The following is a 16,159-nucleotide window of genomic DNA, read 5'->3' as shown; positions in this document are numbered from 1 at the left end:
CCGCCCAGGTCGGTCCGGGGTGCCCTTACACGAGCCGTGCCGGTGGCCCCGCGAAACGCGGGATCACCGGCACGGCGTGTCATGTGAAACTAGCGACCGGGATCGGTCACTTCTTCCAGCCCGGCGTGGTGCCGCACTTGGCCTTCGCGTTGATGCAGACCTTCACGAGCGCGCCCAGGTTCTCCGGCTTCCACGCGTTCATGAAGTCCCCGTGAATCGAGGACGCCATGCCCGACGCCAGCGCCAGGCCGTCACCGCCGAGGGAGTCGTAGCCGAGCATGAACGAGAGGTTGGGGACCGCGACCGGGTAGTCGCCGGAGCACGTGCCGTTCTTGGCCGGTCCCATGTGCGACTTGTGGTCGGGCGAGTCGATGTTCTTGCCGTCCCAGCAGTCCTGGAACGTCAGCTGGTAGATCAGGTTGCCGCCCGGTGCGCAGACGGGCCAGTTGCCGTCGGCGCTACGGCCGGTCTCCGCGCTGCCGGCGCACCAGAACTGGCCGGAGGCACCCTTCGGCGTCGCCACCTGCCGCTTCGCGTCGCCCTGCACCACGCGCAGGCCCGGCGGGAACGGCACGACCTCCGCCGGGTCCTTGAGCCGGGAGCCGTAGTACACGCGGAAGTTCTTCATCGGGACCGGCTTGCCGTTCTTCAGCAGGGTCGGTGCCCAGTAGGCGCTGTTGTCCCCAAGAGCGTCACAGGTCGTGGTGCTCTTGAGCAGGTCCTCCGTCGTGGTGTTCGCCGTCACCTTCGGGCCGAAGAAGGTGTGCATGTGGGAGGCGCCAGGCAGGCCGGGCAGCACGATCGGGTCGTCCTTGGCCTCGTTGGCCACCGTGCAGTTGGTGTGGAACTCGGGGACGCGCACGATTCCCGCGGGCACCGCTTCGGGCGCGACCTTGTTGTATGTGTCCAGGGCCTTCTTCCATGCGGCCTGGTTCACCGGCACCCAGCCGGCGGCAGGCGCGGTAGTGGTCGGGGTCGCGCTGGGGACGGGCTTGGTCGGGGTCACGCTGGGCTTGGGGGTCGCACTCGGCTCGGGATCGGTCGAGCCGGTGCCGGTGCCGAAGACCTGGAACTCCCACAGCGAGACGCCGTACTGGCCGGACCGCTTGGTCGCGTACAGCCGCACGTAGCGGCCGGTGGCCGACACGTTGATGGTCTGGACGCCGCCCTTGCCCGCCGTGGTGCTGTACACCGTCTTCCAGGGGCCGTCACTACCGGCGGCGGTCTGGATCTGGAACGCCGTGGCGTGGGCGTTCTCCCAGTTGATGACGATCTTCTTGATGGCGGTGGACTTGCCGAGGTCGACCGCGAGCCACTGCGGGTCGCTGAACTTGCTGGACCAGCGGGTGCCGGTCTTGCCGTCGACCGCGGCCGCGGCCGACAGGTCGCCGCGCTCCGCCGAGGAGACGATGGCGTTACGGCCCTGCGAAAGGGGCACCTCGGCCGCGGCGGCCGGGGAGGTGACACTCACCACGGAGGCGCCCAGGAGGCCGACGAGAACACCGGCCAGCGACAGGCGGCGGACCTGACGTACGACGGACGCCCGTCCGGCTCGGATGCCGCGCGAAGCGGTTGTGCTCATAGTGAATGAAGTCCTTGTCCTGTTGGGAAGTCGTGCAGGGGACGTCTGGCGGCGCTCGCACGCGCCGTTACATAGGAGACCCGCAGGCCGCGAGTGGATAACAGAAACTTCGGAGAAGTTTGAAATGTTTTGTCATCCGTCCTGCGCCCGGCCCATCCCCTGACCAGAAGACCGGCACCGCTCTCCCTATTTGCGAATTTTGGGAAGAATCGTCCAGATTCTGTCGCCTGCCGGCGGCGGCGGAACCGACGGCCGGCAGGGGCGGAGTGCGATGCCCGGAACGAACGGGCCGATCGAGGCGATCCCGAACGCCCGGACCCGGGCGGGCATGCGACGCTGTGAACATGAAGGTTGTGGCGCTGGCCGACACCCACGCCCCTCGGCGGTGGAAGTCCTGTCCGCCGCGTGTGGCCGAGCATCTCCGGGACGCCGACGTGATCCTGCACGCGGGTGACGTCTGCGTCGCCGGAGTGCTGGACGAGCTCGCCGCCTACGCGCCGGTCCACGTGGTCAAGGGCAACAACGACGGGCCCGACGTGGTCGCGCCCGAGACCCTGGAGCTGGATCTCGGCGGGCTGCGCGTGGCGATGATCCACGACAGCGGTGCGGCGCAGGGGCGGCCCGCCCGGATGCGGCGCCGGTTCCCCACTGCCGATCTGGTGGTCTTCGGACACTCCCACATCCCGCTCGACCACAGCGAGAACGGCCTGCGCATCTTCAACCCGGGCTCCCCCACCGACCGCCGCCGCCAGCCCCACGGCACCCTGGGCCTGCTGCGGATAGAGAACGGCCGCCTCCTCGACGCCAGGATCGTCGCGGTCACCTGACCGTCCCGGCCGCGTTCGCCCATGACTGATCAAGCTCGTCAGCCGGCCGGCGCCAGGGCCGCCCTCACGTTTGGGGCGCGGTGACAGGGGGAAGCTGCGCTGGATGTTCAACGGCTTCGCTCTCGACTTCATCGACATCGGGCCGGTGACGCTGCGTGTGCGCCACGGCGGATCAGGTCCGGCGGTCGTGCTCCTGCACGGCCATCCGCATACCCACATGACCTGGCACAAGGTGGCTCCCGCACTCGCCGAGCACTTCACCGTCATCTGTCCCGACCTGCGCGGTTACGGCCGCTCGACCGTTCCGGCTGATGAGCCGGAGCACGCACAGATGTCGAAGCGCACGATGGCGGGCGACGTCGTGGCTCTCATGCGCGCTTTGGGCCATCGCGAGTTCGCGGTCGTCGGACACGATCGCGGGTCGTACGCCGCCTTCCGGCTGACGATGGACCATCCGGAGTTGGTGCGGGCTTTCGTGAATATCGGCGGCCCCCCGATCGGCGAGGTGCTCGACCGCGCTGGGGAGATCTTCGCCCGGCTGTGGTGGCACTGGTTCTTCCTCGGGCAGACGAAGAAACCGGCGGAACACGTGATCAATTGCGACCCGGATGGGTGGTACGGCGACAAGTCCGACCGCGTGGCGGACGAGGCGTTCGAGGACTACCGCGCCGCGCGACGTGACCCGCAGACCGTTCACGCCATGTGCGAGGACTACCGCGCGGGACTAACCGTAGATCGGCGCGACGACGCTGCCGACAAGGCCGCCGGAAAGAAGATCACCTGTCCGGTGCTCGTGGTCTGGGGCAGGCACGACGACCTGCCGGAGCTGTATGACGGCGACCCGGTCGCGCCCTGGCAGACCTGGGCCGCCGATGTCCGGGGATGCGAAATAGACGCGGGACACAGTGTGCAGGAGGACAATCCCGAAGCGCTCCTGGATGTGCTCGCGTCTTTCCTGATGCCACTCCGGTCGCCCTATCGCGCGGCCACCGGGTTGAGGAACCGGTGGACAGCCGCTGGCAATGAAAATGATCATGACGGGTAGTCTTCTTGGTGTTTCAAAGGTCGCTAGGCGGTGACCCGACGATGCGACGGGGCCCGGCTTGACCTGATCGACGTCGCGGCGCGCCAGAACGCACGCTCAGCATCACGGCCGTTGAGGAGAGCTCACGGACCGGCTCGACGGGGCGCGCACGCTGGCGGTGACCGCCGAGGTGATGCAGTACTACGGGGCTCAATCACGGTAATGCGCGCCCGGCTCCCGGCCAGTGATCCCAGCGCCGGTACGGTCGGCGTGGCATGGAGAACGGAAGGCGTCGGGGCGGCACCCGTTTACAGAGCGGGGATGGGGTGCAGGCGCATCCGGAGCCGGACGTGGGATCGCCCGCGTTCTTGGTGGATGGTGAACTCATCGCATAACTGGCCGATCAGCCACAGTCCGAAGCCCCGCTGGACGCGCGGGAAGGGGAGCCGGCGGTGAACATCGTGAGGGGTGAGCCGGCCGGCGATGTCGACGATGTTGACGGTCAGGTTCCGCTTGTTGTGCCAGAGGGTCACGGTGCCGCTGCCGCCGCCGTGTTCCAGCACGTTGATCGCCGCCTCGTGGACGGCCAACAGCAGATCCTCGCGCCGCATGCCGGTCAATCCCACCCGGGTCGCATAACGATGAATGCGCTGCCGCAGAACACCGAGGTTGGTGTTGATCGGCCAATACGTTCGCTGTTCGCTGTTCACATATGCCTCTCGTGTGAGTGCCGTTTCTGGATCTCACCGGGGGGCTACCGACTCGCCTACCAGAATCAGGATGGTTGCCGATGAACTACGCAACCGGTCACTACCCGCCCTGAGCTGCTCAATCATCGGCCCAGGGCGGGAGCGCTCCTATTGCCATGTTGCGGATGCGGTCCGGGCGGGGAGTTATGAGGCGCTCGGCTGGTCACGCAGTACGGCCAAGGCGTCGGCGCGGGTGGTGTGCACGGCGAATAAGTGGACCGATCTGTCAGGGTGGCCAGCGGAGCCGAGAGGTCGATGCTCACCGCCTCTGGCGGCGTGTGCGGGCGGGGTGCGTCGCGACGACGGCAAATCCGGGGGCCCGGTTCTGCGGCCCGGGAGAAGCTCACGACGATGAGCAGCGAGAAGGCCGCCCAACGTGAAATGGGCCCCTCCTTCGCAGGAAGAGCCCATCGCCGACCAATGATTACAAGGTGCCGGCGCCGGGGCCGTAGTAGCCGCCGAGCTTGTTACGGTAGTCGGGCTCCTTGTAGGTCGCCTCGTCGAACTCCGGGGCGTTCTTGATCTCTTCCTTGGTGCGGGAGATGTAGACCTTGCGCTCCTGCGGGTCGATCCGGGTCACCGTACCGGCGGGCAGCACGACCTTCTTGCCGAAAATCCAGAAACCCGTGTCGACGACGACGTAGCTGTCGCCCACCGCGTTGCTCTCCTCGTCCACCGAACCGATCTTGCCGTCGGTGGCCTCGACGTCGAACCCGACCAGGTCCAGGGTCTGGTCGCCGCTGTGCGTCTCGGGACGGTAGTTCCACATGTTCTCCGTCATGGCCAGACTCTTTTCTTCAGTGATGGTGGGGTACTCATCGCCCTACCCGCCGCGCTCGCGGTAAACAAATGCGGCGGGCCAGAACGCGAACGGTGGCCACCGCTGCACGGTCACCGTGAGATCAGCGCCGAGAGGGAAGGCCGGGCGCAGGCAGTCGTCCACGGACATGGGATGAGGTAGGCAGTCGGGCTGCTTGTCAGCCGGATTACCGGTGCGTCAGGCCTGGAACACATTAGGTGAGGAGCTTTCGGCGGTGAAAAGCCGATGGCCTCGCCCTGACTGTCAGGGCGAGGCCATCACGGGCACCGCAGGCTCATCAGCGCCGGCGCTGATGATGGTGTTTATCGGACGCTGCGCCTGCCGTACAGGTTCACCGTTGCGATCACGCCGACGGCGGCGACGATGACCTGCAGCAGGAGTTCGATCCAGTCGATTCCGCCGGTGCTGGCGACGCCGAAGGTACTGGCGATGGCGGTGCCGATGAGGGCGGCGACGATGCCGATCACGATGGTCAGCCAGATCGGGATGCCCTGGCGGCCTGGCACGACCAGCCGGCCCAGGGCGCCGATGATGGCTCCGATGACGATGGCGGTGATGATGCCGGTGACTGTCATGTCCCACACTCTCTGTTTGCTTGGCTGGCCGCCCTCTGCCCGGACCCGCAGGCACCACACATCACAATACGATCAAGGGTGGTAGCCGGGATTGAGCATGGTGCGGGCACGTGAGCCCTGACCATGCACACGGCTGCGGTGAGCTCATGGCTCGTGGCCGTGGCCCGTTCAGATGACGGTGGCAGGTGAGCGGAGGGTCGTCAGTGCCGGGGCGCGGGTGGGACGCGCAGTATGAGCAGGGCGATGTCGTCGGCCGTGTTGTGGTGGCAGAAGTCCAGCACGGCGCCGCTGATGCGCTGCACGATCTGCGCGGCGTCCAGGTCGCGGCAGGTGGTCGGCAGGTCGGCCGGGCGGTCCTCACCGAACGGGTCGGCGGCGCTTTGTGATGGGTGGGCTTCGGTGACGCCGTCGGTGTGGAGCGGCAGCGCATCCCCCGGGTGCAGGGTGAAGCGCGTCGAGCCCAGACCCGCGTCGGGGAAGACCCCCAGAATCGCTCCCTTCGAGCGCAGCTCTTCCACCTGCCCATCGGCGCGGCGCAGCAAGGCTGAGGGATGGCGTTCCTCAGACCCCGAGGACCGGCGGCCACGTCCACGATGTGCTGGTTCTGAGTGAGGTGCGGAGCTCTGTCATAGAACGAGATATGCCCTCATGACGCCTGGCAGGCCCAGGAGCGTCTGTCCCACCTGCCTGGCCTTGGCGTGGTCGTCGAAACGCACATAGATTTCTTCGGCCACGTCCTGCAGGGTGACGTACTGATCCGGGCTGAAGCGCTGCAGCAGCCGCAGCCCGAAAGCCTGGTCCTGCAGGAAGACCTCCGCCACGCCGTCCTGCTCGCGCAGGCGTGCCACCACGGCATCTCGCTGCGCCGCAGTCGCGGCGCCGGTGCAGGGCGCCACAGACCCGAGGGAGCACAAGACGACGCCGAGGTCGGCCCTGCCTTGCCAGACCTTGGGCCATGCCTGATTCACGCGGGCGATGCCGGGCTTGCCTTCGAGTTGCCGCTTGACCGCAGCGAACGCTTCCGGGCTGCGCAGCGTGGCGTTGATATACGTCCCCCAGATCGCGCCCGCCGCCTGCCCCGGTTCCCCCGTTCGCAAGATGGTGGCGGCCTGGTAGTCGGCCTTGACCTCCTCCGCGCTCACCACCGTGAACTCGCTGATTTCGGACACTGCCTGGACGGCCCGCACCGCGTCATCGCGCGCCGTTTCGGGACAGTCCGCAATCTGCGGTGGGCAGAGCGCTACGGTGAGGTTGATCGACGGCGAAAACGCCAGGTCGGTCGGCGGAGGTGACGGCAGCAGCGACTGCCGATACAAATACCAGCCGGCCGCACCGCCCCCGGCCAGCACGACGGCCATCACCGCCGAGATCGCGATCAGCCGCCGATGCGTCAGCGCCCACCCGCGCAACCAGGGCTCCCGCCCTGAACCGAACGACAGCTCATCGGCTCCATGAACATGCTCCCCGTCATACATGACGGCAAATATGTCGATCTTCGCCTATTGCCGTCAATCCCACCCACATACCCCAATTGCAGTCTTCGGACGCGTCGAGGCCTATTCCATATCGGATACATCCGCGATTGCTCTAGGGCGTGCTCCTCCGTGGTGCTCAGCCGTCGATAGCCGCCTCGGCGATGCCACGACCCGGGCGGGGTGTATCAAGCCCTCTCGCTCGTTCTGAGGGGTCCCGGTGGCAATCGCCGCAAAGCGACGGAAACACTGGTCGGAGCCTCAGCGAAGGATCTTGGTGGACGGGACCGCGGGGGCTGGTTCACCGGAGGCGAGCTCGCGCACGACGTGGGCGAACCCTCGCACGAGGCCGTTGTCCGTGCCGTCGACCCAGGCGAGGGCGACCCGGAGTGGTTCGACATCCGTGAGGGGGACCCAGGACAGGTCGGGGCGGGCGTAGTACTGGGCCATGCTGGTGGGCGCGAAGCAGATGGCGGTGCCTTCGGCCACCTGCTCCAGCATCTCCTCGACGTTGTCGTTGGTCGGTCCCCACCGGGGGCTCGATCCGTCCGGTCTGGGGTTGACCGCCCACCAGTCCACCCAGATCCGTGGCGCCCGCTCGGTCCACATCAGGGGCTCGTCGTTGACCTCGAGCACGGAGACGCCCTCGCGACCGGCGAGCGGGTGGCCGGACGGCAGGCCGACGATCCGGGGTTCGGTGTGCACGATCTCAGCGTGCAGGCCCGTGAGGTCGGCGGGCAGCCAGACGAAGGCGACGTCCACCCTGCCGTCGCGCAGCGCGCTCACCTCCTGCCCCCAGTCGAACCGCTTCGGCTCGACCCGTACGCCGGGATGGCGGCGGGCGAACTCGGCCCGCGCCCGGGTGGTGAGCTCGCCGGCACCGCTGGCCTCGAAGCCCACGCGCAGCACCCCGGTCTCGCCACGCCGGTGCCGTTCGGCGGCGGCCGTCACCCGGCCGGCCTGGCTCAGCGTGCGGCGGGCCTCGGCCACGACGTCGCGCCCGGCCGCCGTCTCGGTGACGCCCCCGGCATGCCGGTCGAACAGTCGCACGCCGAACTCGGACTCCAGGTTCTTGAGGGCGTACGAGAGGGCGGGCTGGCTCACGTACAGCAGTTCCGCGGCCCGTCCGAGGTTCCCCTCGTCGGCGATCGCGACGAGATAGCGCAGCTGGCGCAGCTCCATCCAGGGATCATAAGTCCTCTTTATGGAGTCGGTGACCTTCTGTCTTGGACGGTACGGATCGGCCACTGGCATAACTGAAGGCGTCACCCGATGAGGCGTCACCCCGATGAGGAGATTTGAGAATGAGCACCGAGCACATCCCCACCCGCGAGGCGACCGGCAGGGTCTGGCTGATCACCGGTGCGTCCTCGGGCTTCGGCCGGTCGATCGCCGAGGCGGCCCTGGCCGCCGGCGACACCGTGGTGGCCACCGCGCGCAGGCCGGAGGCCCTTGACGATCTGGTCGCGGCGCACCCGGACCGAGCGGTCACGGCGCGGCTGGACGTGACCGACGGCGCGCGGATCGCCGCGGTCGTCGCCGAGGTGATCCTCTGGTACGGGCGGATCGACGTCCTGGTCAACAACGCCGGCCTCGGTCTGGTCGGCGCGGTCGAGGAGACCGTGGACCGCGAACTGCGCGACCTGATGGAGCTGCACTTCTTCGGTCCCGCCGCGCTCACCCGCGCGGTGCTGCCGCACATGCGACGCCAGGGCTCCGGGGCGGTCGTGCAGATGAGCAGCATGGGCGGACGGTTCTCCTTCGCGGGTGTCGGCGCCTACTCGGCGACCAAGTTCGCCCTGGAAGGCCTGTCCGAGGCGCTCGCGGCCGAGGTCGCCCCGTTCGGGATCAAGGTGCTGATCGTCGAACCCGGCGCGTTCCGGACCGGCTTCGCCGGTGACGGCGCCCTGCGGCAGTCCGCGGCCATTCCCGCCTATGAGGAGACGGTCGGCTCCGTCCGCACCGCGCTCCCGAGCACCGACGGCAAGCAGCCCGGCGACCCCGCCAGGGCCGCCGAGGCCATCCTCGCCGCACTGGAGGCCGAGAAGACCCCTCTGCGGCTGCCCCTGGGCAACGACGCCGTCGACGCGGTCCTCGCCCACCTCGACGCCTCCCGCACGGAGACGCTGGCCTGGGAGCGGGTCGGTCGCGGCACCGACTTCGACGACTGACCCGCCTCGGCCACCGTGCGGTCCCGTTTCCGGGGCCGCGGACGCGTGTGCGATCGTGGCCGGCATGGCTCCGTCATCCCCGTTGCCCGCGTTACCCCCGTTCGACGAGCTCCGTCCCCGCATCGTCGCGAACCTGGCCGCCTTCCGGCGGCGGGGCGCCCTTCCGCTGGCCGACGGCCTGCGACATGCCGCGGTCACCGTGTGCGTGCTGGAGGACGAGGAGGGCCGGCCGTACACGATCGTGATCAGGCGGGCCGCGCACGGCCGTAACGCCGGGCAGTGGGCACTGCCCGGGGGGCGGCTGGACGAGGGCGAGGACGCCCTGACGGCGGCGCTGCGGGAGCTGGACGAGGAGGCCTCGGTCCGGGGCGTGGAGGTGGCCGGGCTGCTGGACGACTTCGTCACCGACTCCGGATTCGTGATCACTCCGGTGGTGGCGTTCGGCGGGCGGCAGCGGCCTCGCAGGGACCCGTACGAGGTGGCCTCCATCCACCGGGTGCCGCTGGAGCGGTTCCTGGCGCCGGGGGTGCCGCGCTGGCGGATCGACGAGGAGGGGCGGAGTCTGCTGCAGATGCCGCTCGGCCCCTCGATCGTGATCCACGCGCCCACCGGGGCCATCTTGTGGCAATTTGCCGAGGTGGCTCTCAAGGGTCGTGACCTGCGGGTGGCGGGCGTCGCCCAGCCCCACTGGACACGCCGCTGACCGTGAAACGGAATAACCACCCGCGGATGTCCGTTACAGTGATCGTGCCGATGTGGTTTGTGTCCCCCGGGCCGCAAATTACCGCCTTCACGGAATACCGTTCGGCTGGAGCCGTGTTGTGCCTCTCGCCGAGGAGGCGACCGCCACATCGGCACCAAAACGTCCCGCCCCGTGAGCGTCTTCGCTCACGGGGCGTCTCGTTTTTCTGGGTTCGCCTTGAAAAATCTCTAGGTTCGCCCTGGAAGAGGCCCACGGCTTGGGAGAAGGGCTAAAAAGGTAGAGTCCTCGCTTGCGCGGGTGCGTACACCAACCGGCTACCGGGGCACCACCCAGTGTTGTGAACCCGTCTCATGAGGAGAGCCTGTGCTCTATCGCCTGACCAAGACTTTCGGCGGCCCCGTCCTGCACCTGCTGTGGCCGACCACGGTCACCGGGGAAGAGCATGTGCCGAGGTCGGGCCCGGCCATCCTGGCCTCCAACCACCTGTCGATCGTCGACTCGACCTTCCTGCCTCTGGTGCTCTCGCGCCAGGTGCGCTTCGTCGCCAAATCCGAGTACTTCACCGGCAACCCCGCCACCGCGATGTGGATGCGGGCCACCGGCCAGATCAGCATCGACCGGCAGAGCCCGACCGCCGCCCAGGACATGCTGGACACGGCCGCGCAGGTGCTCAGGGACGGCGAGCTGTTCGGCATCTATCCCGAGGGCACCCGCTCCCCCGACGGCCGCCTCTACCGCGGCAAGGTCGGGGTCTCCTGGCTGGCCCTCGCCACCGGCGCGCCGGTGATCCCGGTGGCGATGAGCGGCACCGACAAGGTGCTGCCGATCGGCGCCTCGGTGCCCAGGTTCGGCAGGGTGAAGGTGCAGATCGGCAAACCCATGACGTTCACCGGCTCGGAGAAGAGCGCACGCGACCGTCGCAGCGTGACCGACGAGATCATGGCGGCGATCGCGGAGCTGTCCGGGCAGGAGTACGTGGCCTCCTACACGCCAAGCCGGAACAAGGACAAATAACCCTTTGTCAGCATATGTCGCATTGACCACGCTAGGCTGCGGCACTTCGGGCTTGGAGAACTGGGGGTAGTTCAAATGCCGCGTGGCAAGACAATAGCGATCGCGTCGATAACCGTTGTGCTGGTGGCGGGGGCCGCCGGCGGGGGCGCGTGGTGGTATCTGCACACCAGGGGCACCCCCCAGGAGACCGCTCAGCGGTTCACCCAGGCGTGGCAGAAGGGTGATCTGGCCGCCATGCGCGCCGAGCTCGGCGCGGCCTCCCCCGCGTTCGACAAGACGTACGAGAACATGCGCAAGGCTCTGGGGGTCGAGGGCACCGTCGTGAAGCTCGACGCGGTCCGTGAGACCGGTGACGGCACGGGGCAGGCCGGCTACACCACCACGCTGAAGCTGAAGGACATCGGCGAGTGGAGCTACTCCGGCACCATCGATCTGGCGGTCGTCGACCGTAACTGGCGGGTCAAGTGGTCCCCCTCGGCCGTACACCCCGACCTGACCGACGCCACCGCCTTCGCACTGAAGACCAAGTGGCCGGAGCGCGCGAAGATCACCGATGCCGGTGGCGACCGCATCGACGGCGGCGACGTGGGCGGCTCGGTGCAGCAGCTCGTCGGCTACCTGGACAAGGCCACGGCCAAGGACGTCAAGAGCCTGGGCTCCTCCTACAAGACGGGTGACGCGATCGGCAGGGGCGGGTTGCAGCAGACCTTCCAGCAGCGCCTGGCCGGCACGCCCGCCACCGAAATCGACCTCGTCGGCGCGGACAAGAAGACCGTGAAAACCCTCGACAAGATCGAGGGGGAGGCCGGCGAGGCCCTGGAGACCACGCTGGACATGCGGGTCCAGCAGGCGGCCGCCGGTGCGGTCCGCGACCTGAAGCAGACCGCCTCGATGGTCGCGATCAGGCCCTCCTCCGGCGAGATCCTCGCGGTGGTGAACAACCAGGGCGGCTTCAACCGGGCCCTGGACGGCAACTACCCTCCCGGCTCGACCTTCAAGGCGATCACCGCCATCGGGCTGCTGGCCGGGGGGATGACTCCGGGCGAGCGGGTCACCTGCCCCAAGGACGTCAAGGTGGGCGGCCTGCCGATCCGCAACTCCCACCACGGCGAGTACGGCTCGGTGTCCCTCTCCGACGCCTTCGCCTACTCCTGCAACACCACCTTCGCCCCCCTGGCCCAGGAGAAGCTGAGCGCCGACAAGCTGACGGACACCGCGGAGCTGTTCGGCTTCAACAAACCGCTCAACATCGGCGTGCCGGCGACGAAGGGCAGCTTCCCCAAGCCGCAGAGCGACGCCGAGCTGGCCGCGGCGTCCTTCGGACAGGGCCGCATCACCGTCAGCCCGTTGCTGATGGCCTCGGCCGCCGCCGCGCTGGCCGACGGCACCTGGCGCCCGCCGACCCTCGTCCCCTCCATCAAGCAGAAGACCGAGCCTCAGGAGCTCCCCGAGGGGGTCAAGTCCAAGATCGGCCAGATGATGTCCGCGGTGGTCACCATGGGCACCGCCAAGGACGCGGGCCTGCCGTCCGGCACCCGGGGCAAGACCGGCACCGCGGAGTACGGCCCGCAGGACGATCTGAAGACCCACGCCTGGTTCATCGGCTTCCGCGGTGACCTGGCCTTCGCGGTGATCGTCGAGGAGGGCGAGGGCGGCGGAACGGTCGCCGCTCCGGTGGCCGCCGACTTCCTGCGCGCCCTGGGCTGATCCTCTCGCCGGCCCCCGGCGTCCGCCCGTGGACCCTCGGCGTCCGTCCGTGAGGGTCGGCGGACCGCCATGGCGGCGCTCTCCACTACCCGGACGTGCCCTACCCGGAGGGCCGCCCCGTCACAGCGGAAGGGCTGCCGCCTCGTGGCGCAGGGCCATGACGAGGAGCATGGCGATCAGTGTCGCGATCAGCAGCCAGCTGAACATGATGATGATCGTCGATCGGCGGGGGCGTCTGACGGACCGCCGCTCCCCCTTGTTTTTGGCATCGCGCTTACGGCGGCCGCCCTCTTTGCGCTGGACGCGTTCGTTGAACGACTCCAGCCGCGCGACCAGCCGCGGGTCCTCATCTATCAGGTGACGCTCGATCTGCAGCAGCATCCGCTCCTCGTCTTGCGACCAGGCCATGCCGCACCTCCCGGGAAAGCAAGGCGTGTGCCGACGTTCTGCCCAATCATGAAGATCATTATCCGTTCCGAGGGCCTTGATTTACTTCTTCTTTTCTCCCACGCAATACGAGCAGGGGATCATGTCCCAGCCGTAGATCCGGAGAGGCGACAAAGGAGGTGTTGGGCGGTTCCCAGCGTTCTCGACGATCTAGACATTCCAGACCGCGAATCTTCCTCAGAACCTGTTTCGTACGGCTCGGCGCTCGACCAGACCCAGCACGGCGTCGGCGGTCTTGCCGAAGAGCGCGAGCAGCAGGATGGCGAGCAGGAGGATGTCGGTACGCCCCGTGTTCTGGCTGTCGATCAGCAGGAAGCCGAGGCCCTTCGACGACGCGATGAGCTCGGCGGCGACCAGGAACAACCAGCCCTGCGCGAGGCCGAGCCGGAGCCCGGCGAAGACCGCGGGCGCGGCGCTGGGCAGCTGGATCCGGGTGAGCAGCTCCAGGCCGCGCAGGCCGTAGGCCCGCCCGGCCTCCACCAGGTGGGGGTCGACGTGGGCGAGCGCGGAGGACACGGTGGTGTAGACGGGAAAGAACGCGCCGATCGCCACCAGGACGATCTTCGGCCCCTCCCCGATTCCCAGCCAGAGCACCAGCAGCGGGACCCAGGCCAGGGAGGGGACCGCGCGCAGCGCGGCGATGCTGGGCGCCAGCAGGCCTCGGACCGGCCGGTACAGGCCGACGAGCACGCCACCGGCCAGCCCGGCCACCGCCCCGGCGCCGAATCCGATGAGCACCCGCTGGACGCTGATCGCGATGTGCTGCCACAGCTCTCCCCGCCGTACCAGCTCGCCCAGCGCCGACAGCACGCTCAGCGGCTGCGGCAGCTGGCTCGGCGTGAAAACCTCCGCGGCGGTGGCGAGCTGCCACCCGGCGAGCACCGCCAGGGGCACGAGCACCCCGAGGGCGACTCCGCCGAGACGGGGGAACCCCGGCTTCTCACGCACCCGCTCCGGTGTCGCGATCACCGGCTTCCGCTCGGTGCCGGCGGTCATGACGCGTGTGCCTTCTCCGCGAAGGCGGGGTCGAACAGCGAGTCGAGCGCGGCCCGGGCCTCGTCGGCCGAGCGCACCTGGTTCTCCTCCACCAGGATCGGCAGGATGCGTTCGAGCACCGCGCGCTGCTCGGGCCCCGGCACCGGGCTGATCTCCGTCTTGGTGCGCTCCGTCAGCACGAGCCTGGCGATCTCGGGTGACAGCTTGGCCTCCTCCGCCAGCAGTGTCACGGTCTCGTCCGGATGCGCGCCGATCCACGCGCGGGCCTTCTCGTAGGCGTTGACGACGGACTGCACGAGATCCGGGTGGTCCTTGATGAAGGCCTCGCGGGCGTTGAGGAAGCCGTACGACGTGAACGCCGGATTCCGATAGATCAGCTTCGACCCGGCGTCGATCTGGCTCTGCGCCATGAGCGGGTCGAGCCCGGCCCAGGCATCCACGTCGCCCCGTTCCAGCGCGGTCTTCCCGTCCGCGTGCTGCAGGTTGACGACCTCGACGTCGGCCCCGGTCAGCTTGGCCTCGTGCAGTGACTGGAGCAGGAAGAAGTACGGGTCGGTCCCCTTGGTGGCCGCCACCTTCTTGCCCTTGATCCCGGCGATGCCGGTGATGGAGGACGTCTTGGCCACCACGAGCGCCGCCCACTCGGGCCGGCTGTACACCTCGATCGCCTTGATGGCGGTGCCGTTGGCCCGCGCCTGGAGTGCGGCCGCTCCGGCCGTGGAGCCGACGTCGATCGTCTCGGCGCGCAGGTTCTCGTTGGCCTTGTTGCTCCCCGCCGACAGAACCCAGGTGACCTTGGTCCCCTTGGCGGCAAGCTCCTGTTCCAGCCAGCCCTGCTTGCGGACGACAAGGCTGAGCGGGTTGTAGTAGGCGTAGTCGAGCCGCAGCGCCCCTGCGGCGGCCGGGGCGGTGTCGGCCTCTCCGGACGCACACCCCGTCGCCAGGGTCGTGAGCAGGACGGAGACGAGAAGGGCTCGGCGGCGAATCATCGCGGGGTCTCCTTGAAGGGGGTGGGACGAGGAACGCCGAGGCGGTCCAGAAGGTCGGCGCGCAGGGCGGCGAGTTCGGGGTGACCGCGGTCTCGGGGACGGGGATAGGGGACGTCGAGCACGGTCAGGACCGTCGCGCCCTCGCGAGGCTCCTCCCCGCCGAGGAGGAGCACCCGATCGGCGAGGTGCAGCGCCTCGTCGACGTCGTGGGTGACGAGCAGGACCGTGGTGTTCGAGCGCCGCTGGACGTCGACCAGGAGGTCCTGCATCCGCAGCCGGGTGAGGGCGTCGAGCGCGGCGAACGGCTCGTCGAGCAGCAGCACGCCCGGACGCCGGGCGAGGGCGCGGGCCAGCGCGGTTCGCTGGGCCATTCCTCCGGAGATCTGCCGTGGCCGGTGCCGATGGAAACGGTCGAGGCCCACGACCTCCAGCCAGCGGCGTACGGCCTCGCGGCCACTCGCGCGGGACGTGCCCCTCGGCAGCCCGAGGGCGACGTTGCCCACCAGATCCAGCCAGGGAAGCAGTCTCGGCTCCTGGAAGACGACGGCGCACCGTTCCTCGATGCCGCGCACCTTCCTGCCGTCGACGACCACGTCACCGCGGGTGGGCTCGTCGAGACCCGCGACGAGCCGGAGCAAGGTCGACTTGCCGCACCCGGAAGGCCCGAGGATCGCCACGATCTCACCGGGGGCGATCTCGAGTTCGAGATCGCGGAGAACGACGTGGCCGGCGGCGCCCGCCCGGGCGTCGAACGTCCGGCCGACCCCCCGCAGAACCACACTCGCGGGCCCGGCCTCCGCGGCCGCGCTCAAGGAAGATCCCATTGGATCTTTCTACCACATAAAACCTACCTAATTAATAGGGTAAATGGTCATATTGACCGGGGCCGGCGAGGCGGAGGATGTTGTGACCGACACCTTTGGAGTCTCCTGGCCGCCCCCGCAGCGAACTGCCGGTGGATCTCGGCGGCCGCCGCGCCGAGGCGGTGGGACCCGGCGGCGCAGGCAGGCCATGCGCGCACTCCGGAATTTCACAGATCGGGGTTGTGCGAATGGACCGGAGTTCAGACGGTCCGGCCTGGTG

At 68.7% G+C, this 16,159-nt stretch carries 17 protein-coding genes; 6 read left to right on the top strand and 11 right to left on the bottom strand.

Annotated features, from left to right (window positions below; translation table 11 throughout):
• Positions 1–106: 106 nt before the first annotated feature.
• On the bottom strand, positions 107–1,582 hold the full coding sequence (locus DKM19_RS18395) for a DUF1996 domain-containing protein (protein ID WP_110696789.1): 1,476 nt from the start codon (positions 1,580–1,582) through the stop codon (positions 107–109).
• A 344-nt stretch (positions 1,583–1,926) separates the two neighbouring features.
• Between DKM19_RS18395 and DKM19_RS18390 the strand changes: the two genes are divergently transcribed.
• Positions 1,927–2,409 (top strand): metallophosphoesterase family protein, encoded by a 483-nt coding sequence (locus DKM19_RS18390; RefSeq protein ID WP_110696788.1) that lies wholly within the window; start codon positions 1,927–1,929, stop codon positions 2,407–2,409.
• Positions 2,410–2,512: 103 nt separating this feature from the next.
• On the top strand, positions 2,513–3,454 hold the full coding sequence (locus DKM19_RS18385; protein ID WP_110696786.1) for an alpha/beta fold hydrolase: 942 nt from the start codon (positions 2,513–2,515) through the stop codon (positions 3,452–3,454).
• 287 nt (positions 3,455–3,741) lie between these two features.
• Here the strand turns inward: DKM19_RS18385 and DKM19_RS18380 are convergent, their stop codons facing one another.
• The 6 genes from DKM19_RS18380 to DKM19_RS18355 form a co-directional block, all read right to left on the bottom strand.
• Positions 3,742–4,143, bottom strand: a complete 402-nt coding sequence (locus DKM19_RS18380) for an ATP-binding protein (protein ID WP_110696784.1) — start codon at positions 4,141–4,143, stop codon at positions 3,742–3,744.
• 463 nt (positions 4,144–4,606) lie between these two features.
• A complete protein-coding gene (locus DKM19_RS18375; RefSeq protein WP_110696782.1) occupies positions 4,607–4,963 on the bottom strand; it encodes a PRC-barrel domain-containing protein in 357 nt (118 codons plus the stop codon).
• Positions 4,964–5,304: 341 nt separating this feature from the next.
• Positions 5,305–5,577 (bottom strand): GlsB/YeaQ/YmgE family stress response membrane protein, encoded by a 273-nt coding sequence (locus DKM19_RS18370; RefSeq protein WP_110696780.1) that lies wholly within the window; start codon positions 5,575–5,577, stop codon positions 5,305–5,307.
• A gap of 200 nt (positions 5,578–5,777) precedes the next feature.
• Positions 5,778–6,119 (bottom strand): PP2C family protein-serine/threonine phosphatase, encoded by a 342-nt coding sequence (locus tag DKM19_RS18365; RefSeq protein WP_110696778.1) that lies wholly within the window; start codon positions 6,117–6,119, stop codon positions 5,778–5,780.
• Between the two features lie 84 nt (positions 6,120–6,203).
• Entirely contained in the window at positions 6,204–7,052 is an 849-nt protein-coding gene (locus DKM19_RS18360; protein WP_110696776.1) for a hypothetical protein, read from the bottom strand.
• Between the two features lie 258 nt (positions 7,053–7,310).
• The gene (locus DKM19_RS18355) at positions 7,311–8,231 is read right to left on the bottom strand and encodes a LysR family transcriptional regulator (RefSeq protein ID WP_110696774.1); all 921 of its coding nucleotides are present in this window, start codon (positions 8,229–8,231) and stop codon (positions 7,311–7,313) included.
• A 122-nt stretch (positions 8,232–8,353) separates the two neighbouring features.
• Between DKM19_RS18355 and DKM19_RS18350 the strand changes: the two genes are divergently transcribed.
• From DKM19_RS18350 to DKM19_RS18335, 4 genes are all read left to right on the top strand, one after another.
• Entirely contained in the window at positions 8,354–9,220 is an 867-nt protein-coding gene (locus DKM19_RS18350; RefSeq protein ID WP_110696772.1) for an oxidoreductase, read from the top strand.
• Between the two features lie 64 nt (positions 9,221–9,284).
• Complete coding sequence (locus DKM19_RS18345) at positions 9,285–9,923, top strand: CoA pyrophosphatase (protein ID WP_204358850.1); 639 nt, start codon at positions 9,285–9,287, stop codon at positions 9,921–9,923.
• Positions 9,924–10,286: 363 nt separating this feature from the next.
• Positions 10,287–10,937, top strand: a complete 651-nt coding sequence (locus tag DKM19_RS18340; RefSeq protein WP_110696768.1) for a 1-acyl-sn-glycerol-3-phosphate acyltransferase — start codon at positions 10,287–10,289, stop codon at positions 10,935–10,937.
• A gap of 75 nt (positions 10,938–11,012) precedes the next feature.
• Complete coding sequence (locus DKM19_RS18335; protein ID WP_110696766.1) at positions 11,013–12,644, top strand: penicillin-binding transpeptidase domain-containing protein; 1,632 nt, start codon at positions 11,013–11,015, stop codon at positions 12,642–12,644.
• A 120-nt stretch (positions 12,645–12,764) separates the two neighbouring features.
• Here the strand turns inward: DKM19_RS18335 and DKM19_RS18330 are convergent, their stop codons facing one another.
• The 4 genes from DKM19_RS18330 to DKM19_RS18315 form a co-directional block, all read right to left on the bottom strand.
• Positions 12,765–13,052 (bottom strand): DUF3040 domain-containing protein, encoded by a 288-nt coding sequence (locus DKM19_RS18330; RefSeq protein ID WP_089212620.1) that lies wholly within the window; start codon positions 13,050–13,052, stop codon positions 12,765–12,767.
• A gap of 216 nt (positions 13,053–13,268) precedes the next feature.
• Positions 13,269–14,087, bottom strand: coding sequence for an ABC transporter permease (locus DKM19_RS18325; protein ID WP_110696764.1), 819 nt, complete (start codon positions 14,085–14,087; stop codon positions 13,269–13,271).
• Positions 14,084–15,076: an aliphatic sulfonate ABC transporter substrate-binding protein gene (locus DKM19_RS18320; protein WP_110696762.1), complete on the bottom strand. Its 993-nt coding sequence runs from the start codon at positions 15,074–15,076 to the stop codon at positions 14,084–14,086. The genes DKM19_RS18325 and DKM19_RS18320 overlap by 4 nt, the downstream gene beginning before the upstream one ends.
• Entirely contained in the window at positions 15,073–15,900 is an 828-nt protein-coding gene (locus tag DKM19_RS18315; RefSeq protein WP_110696760.1) for an ABC transporter ATP-binding protein, read from the bottom strand. The genes DKM19_RS18320 and DKM19_RS18315 overlap by 4 nt, the downstream gene beginning before the upstream one ends.
• Between the last annotated feature and the right edge of the window lie 259 nt (positions 15,901–16,159).

It is taken from the genome of Streptosporangium sp. 'caverna' (genome assembly GCF_003203775.1).
Taxonomy (GTDB): Bacteria; Actinomycetota; Actinomycetes; order Streptosporangiales; family Streptosporangiaceae; genus Streptosporangium; species Streptosporangium subroseum.
The sequence above is the reverse complement of the archived record's forward strand: the minus strand, read 5'-3'. Positions and strand labels throughout refer to the sequence as shown.

What these genes read in the sequence shown, in the direction of transcription:
- DKM19_RS18345 (WP_204358850.1), top strand. Translation starts at nt 9,285, where the DNA reads ATGGCTCCGTCATCCCCGTTGCCCGCGTTACCCCCGTTCGACGAGCTC.
- DKM19_RS18355 (WP_110696774.1), bottom strand. Translation starts at nt 8,231, where the DNA reads ATGGAGCTGCGCCAGCTGCGCTATCTCGTCGCGATCGCCGACGAGGGG.
- DKM19_RS18385 (WP_110696786.1), top strand. Translation starts at nt 2,513, where the DNA reads ATGTTCAACGGCTTCGCTCTCGACTTCATCGACATCGGGCCGGTGACG.
- DKM19_RS18370 (WP_110696780.1), bottom strand. Translation starts at nt 5,577, where the DNA reads ATGACAGTCACCGGCATCATCACCGCCATCGTCATCGGAGCCATCATC.
- DKM19_RS18360 (WP_110696776.1), bottom strand. Translation starts at nt 7,052, where the DNA reads ATGTATGACGGGGAGCATGTTCATGGAGCCGATGAGCTGTCGTTCGGT.
- DKM19_RS18350 (WP_110696772.1), top strand. Translation starts at nt 8,354, where the DNA reads ATGAGCACCGAGCACATCCCCACCCGCGAGGCGACCGGCAGGGTCTGG.
- DKM19_RS18320 (WP_110696762.1), bottom strand. Translation starts at nt 15,076, where the DNA reads ATGATTCGCCGCCGAGCCCTTCTCGTCTCCGTCCTGCTCACGACCCTG.
- DKM19_RS18315 (WP_110696760.1), bottom strand. Translation starts at nt 15,900, where the DNA reads ATGGGATCTTCCTTGAGCGCGGCCGCGGAGGCCGGGCCCGCGAGTGTG.
- DKM19_RS18395 (WP_110696789.1), bottom strand. Translation starts at nt 1,582, where the DNA reads ATGAGCACAACCGCTTCGCGCGGCATCCGAGCCGGACGGGCGTCCGTC.
- DKM19_RS18330 (WP_089212620.1), bottom strand. Translation starts at nt 13,052, where the DNA reads ATGGCCTGGTCGCAAGACGAGGAGCGGATGCTGCTGCAGATCGAGCGT.
- DKM19_RS18335 (WP_110696766.1), top strand. Translation starts at nt 11,013, where the DNA reads ATGCCGCGTGGCAAGACAATAGCGATCGCGTCGATAACCGTTGTGCTG.
- DKM19_RS18375 (WP_110696782.1), bottom strand. Translation starts at nt 4,963, where the DNA reads ATGACGGAGAACATGTGGAACTACCGTCCCGAGACGCACAGCGGCGAC.
- DKM19_RS18390 (WP_110696788.1), top strand. Translation starts at nt 1,927, where the DNA reads ATGAAGGTTGTGGCGCTGGCCGACACCCACGCCCCTCGGCGGTGGAAG.
- DKM19_RS18325 (WP_110696764.1), bottom strand. Translation starts at nt 14,087, where the DNA reads ATGACCGCCGGCACCGAGCGGAAGCCGGTGATCGCGACACCGGAGCGG.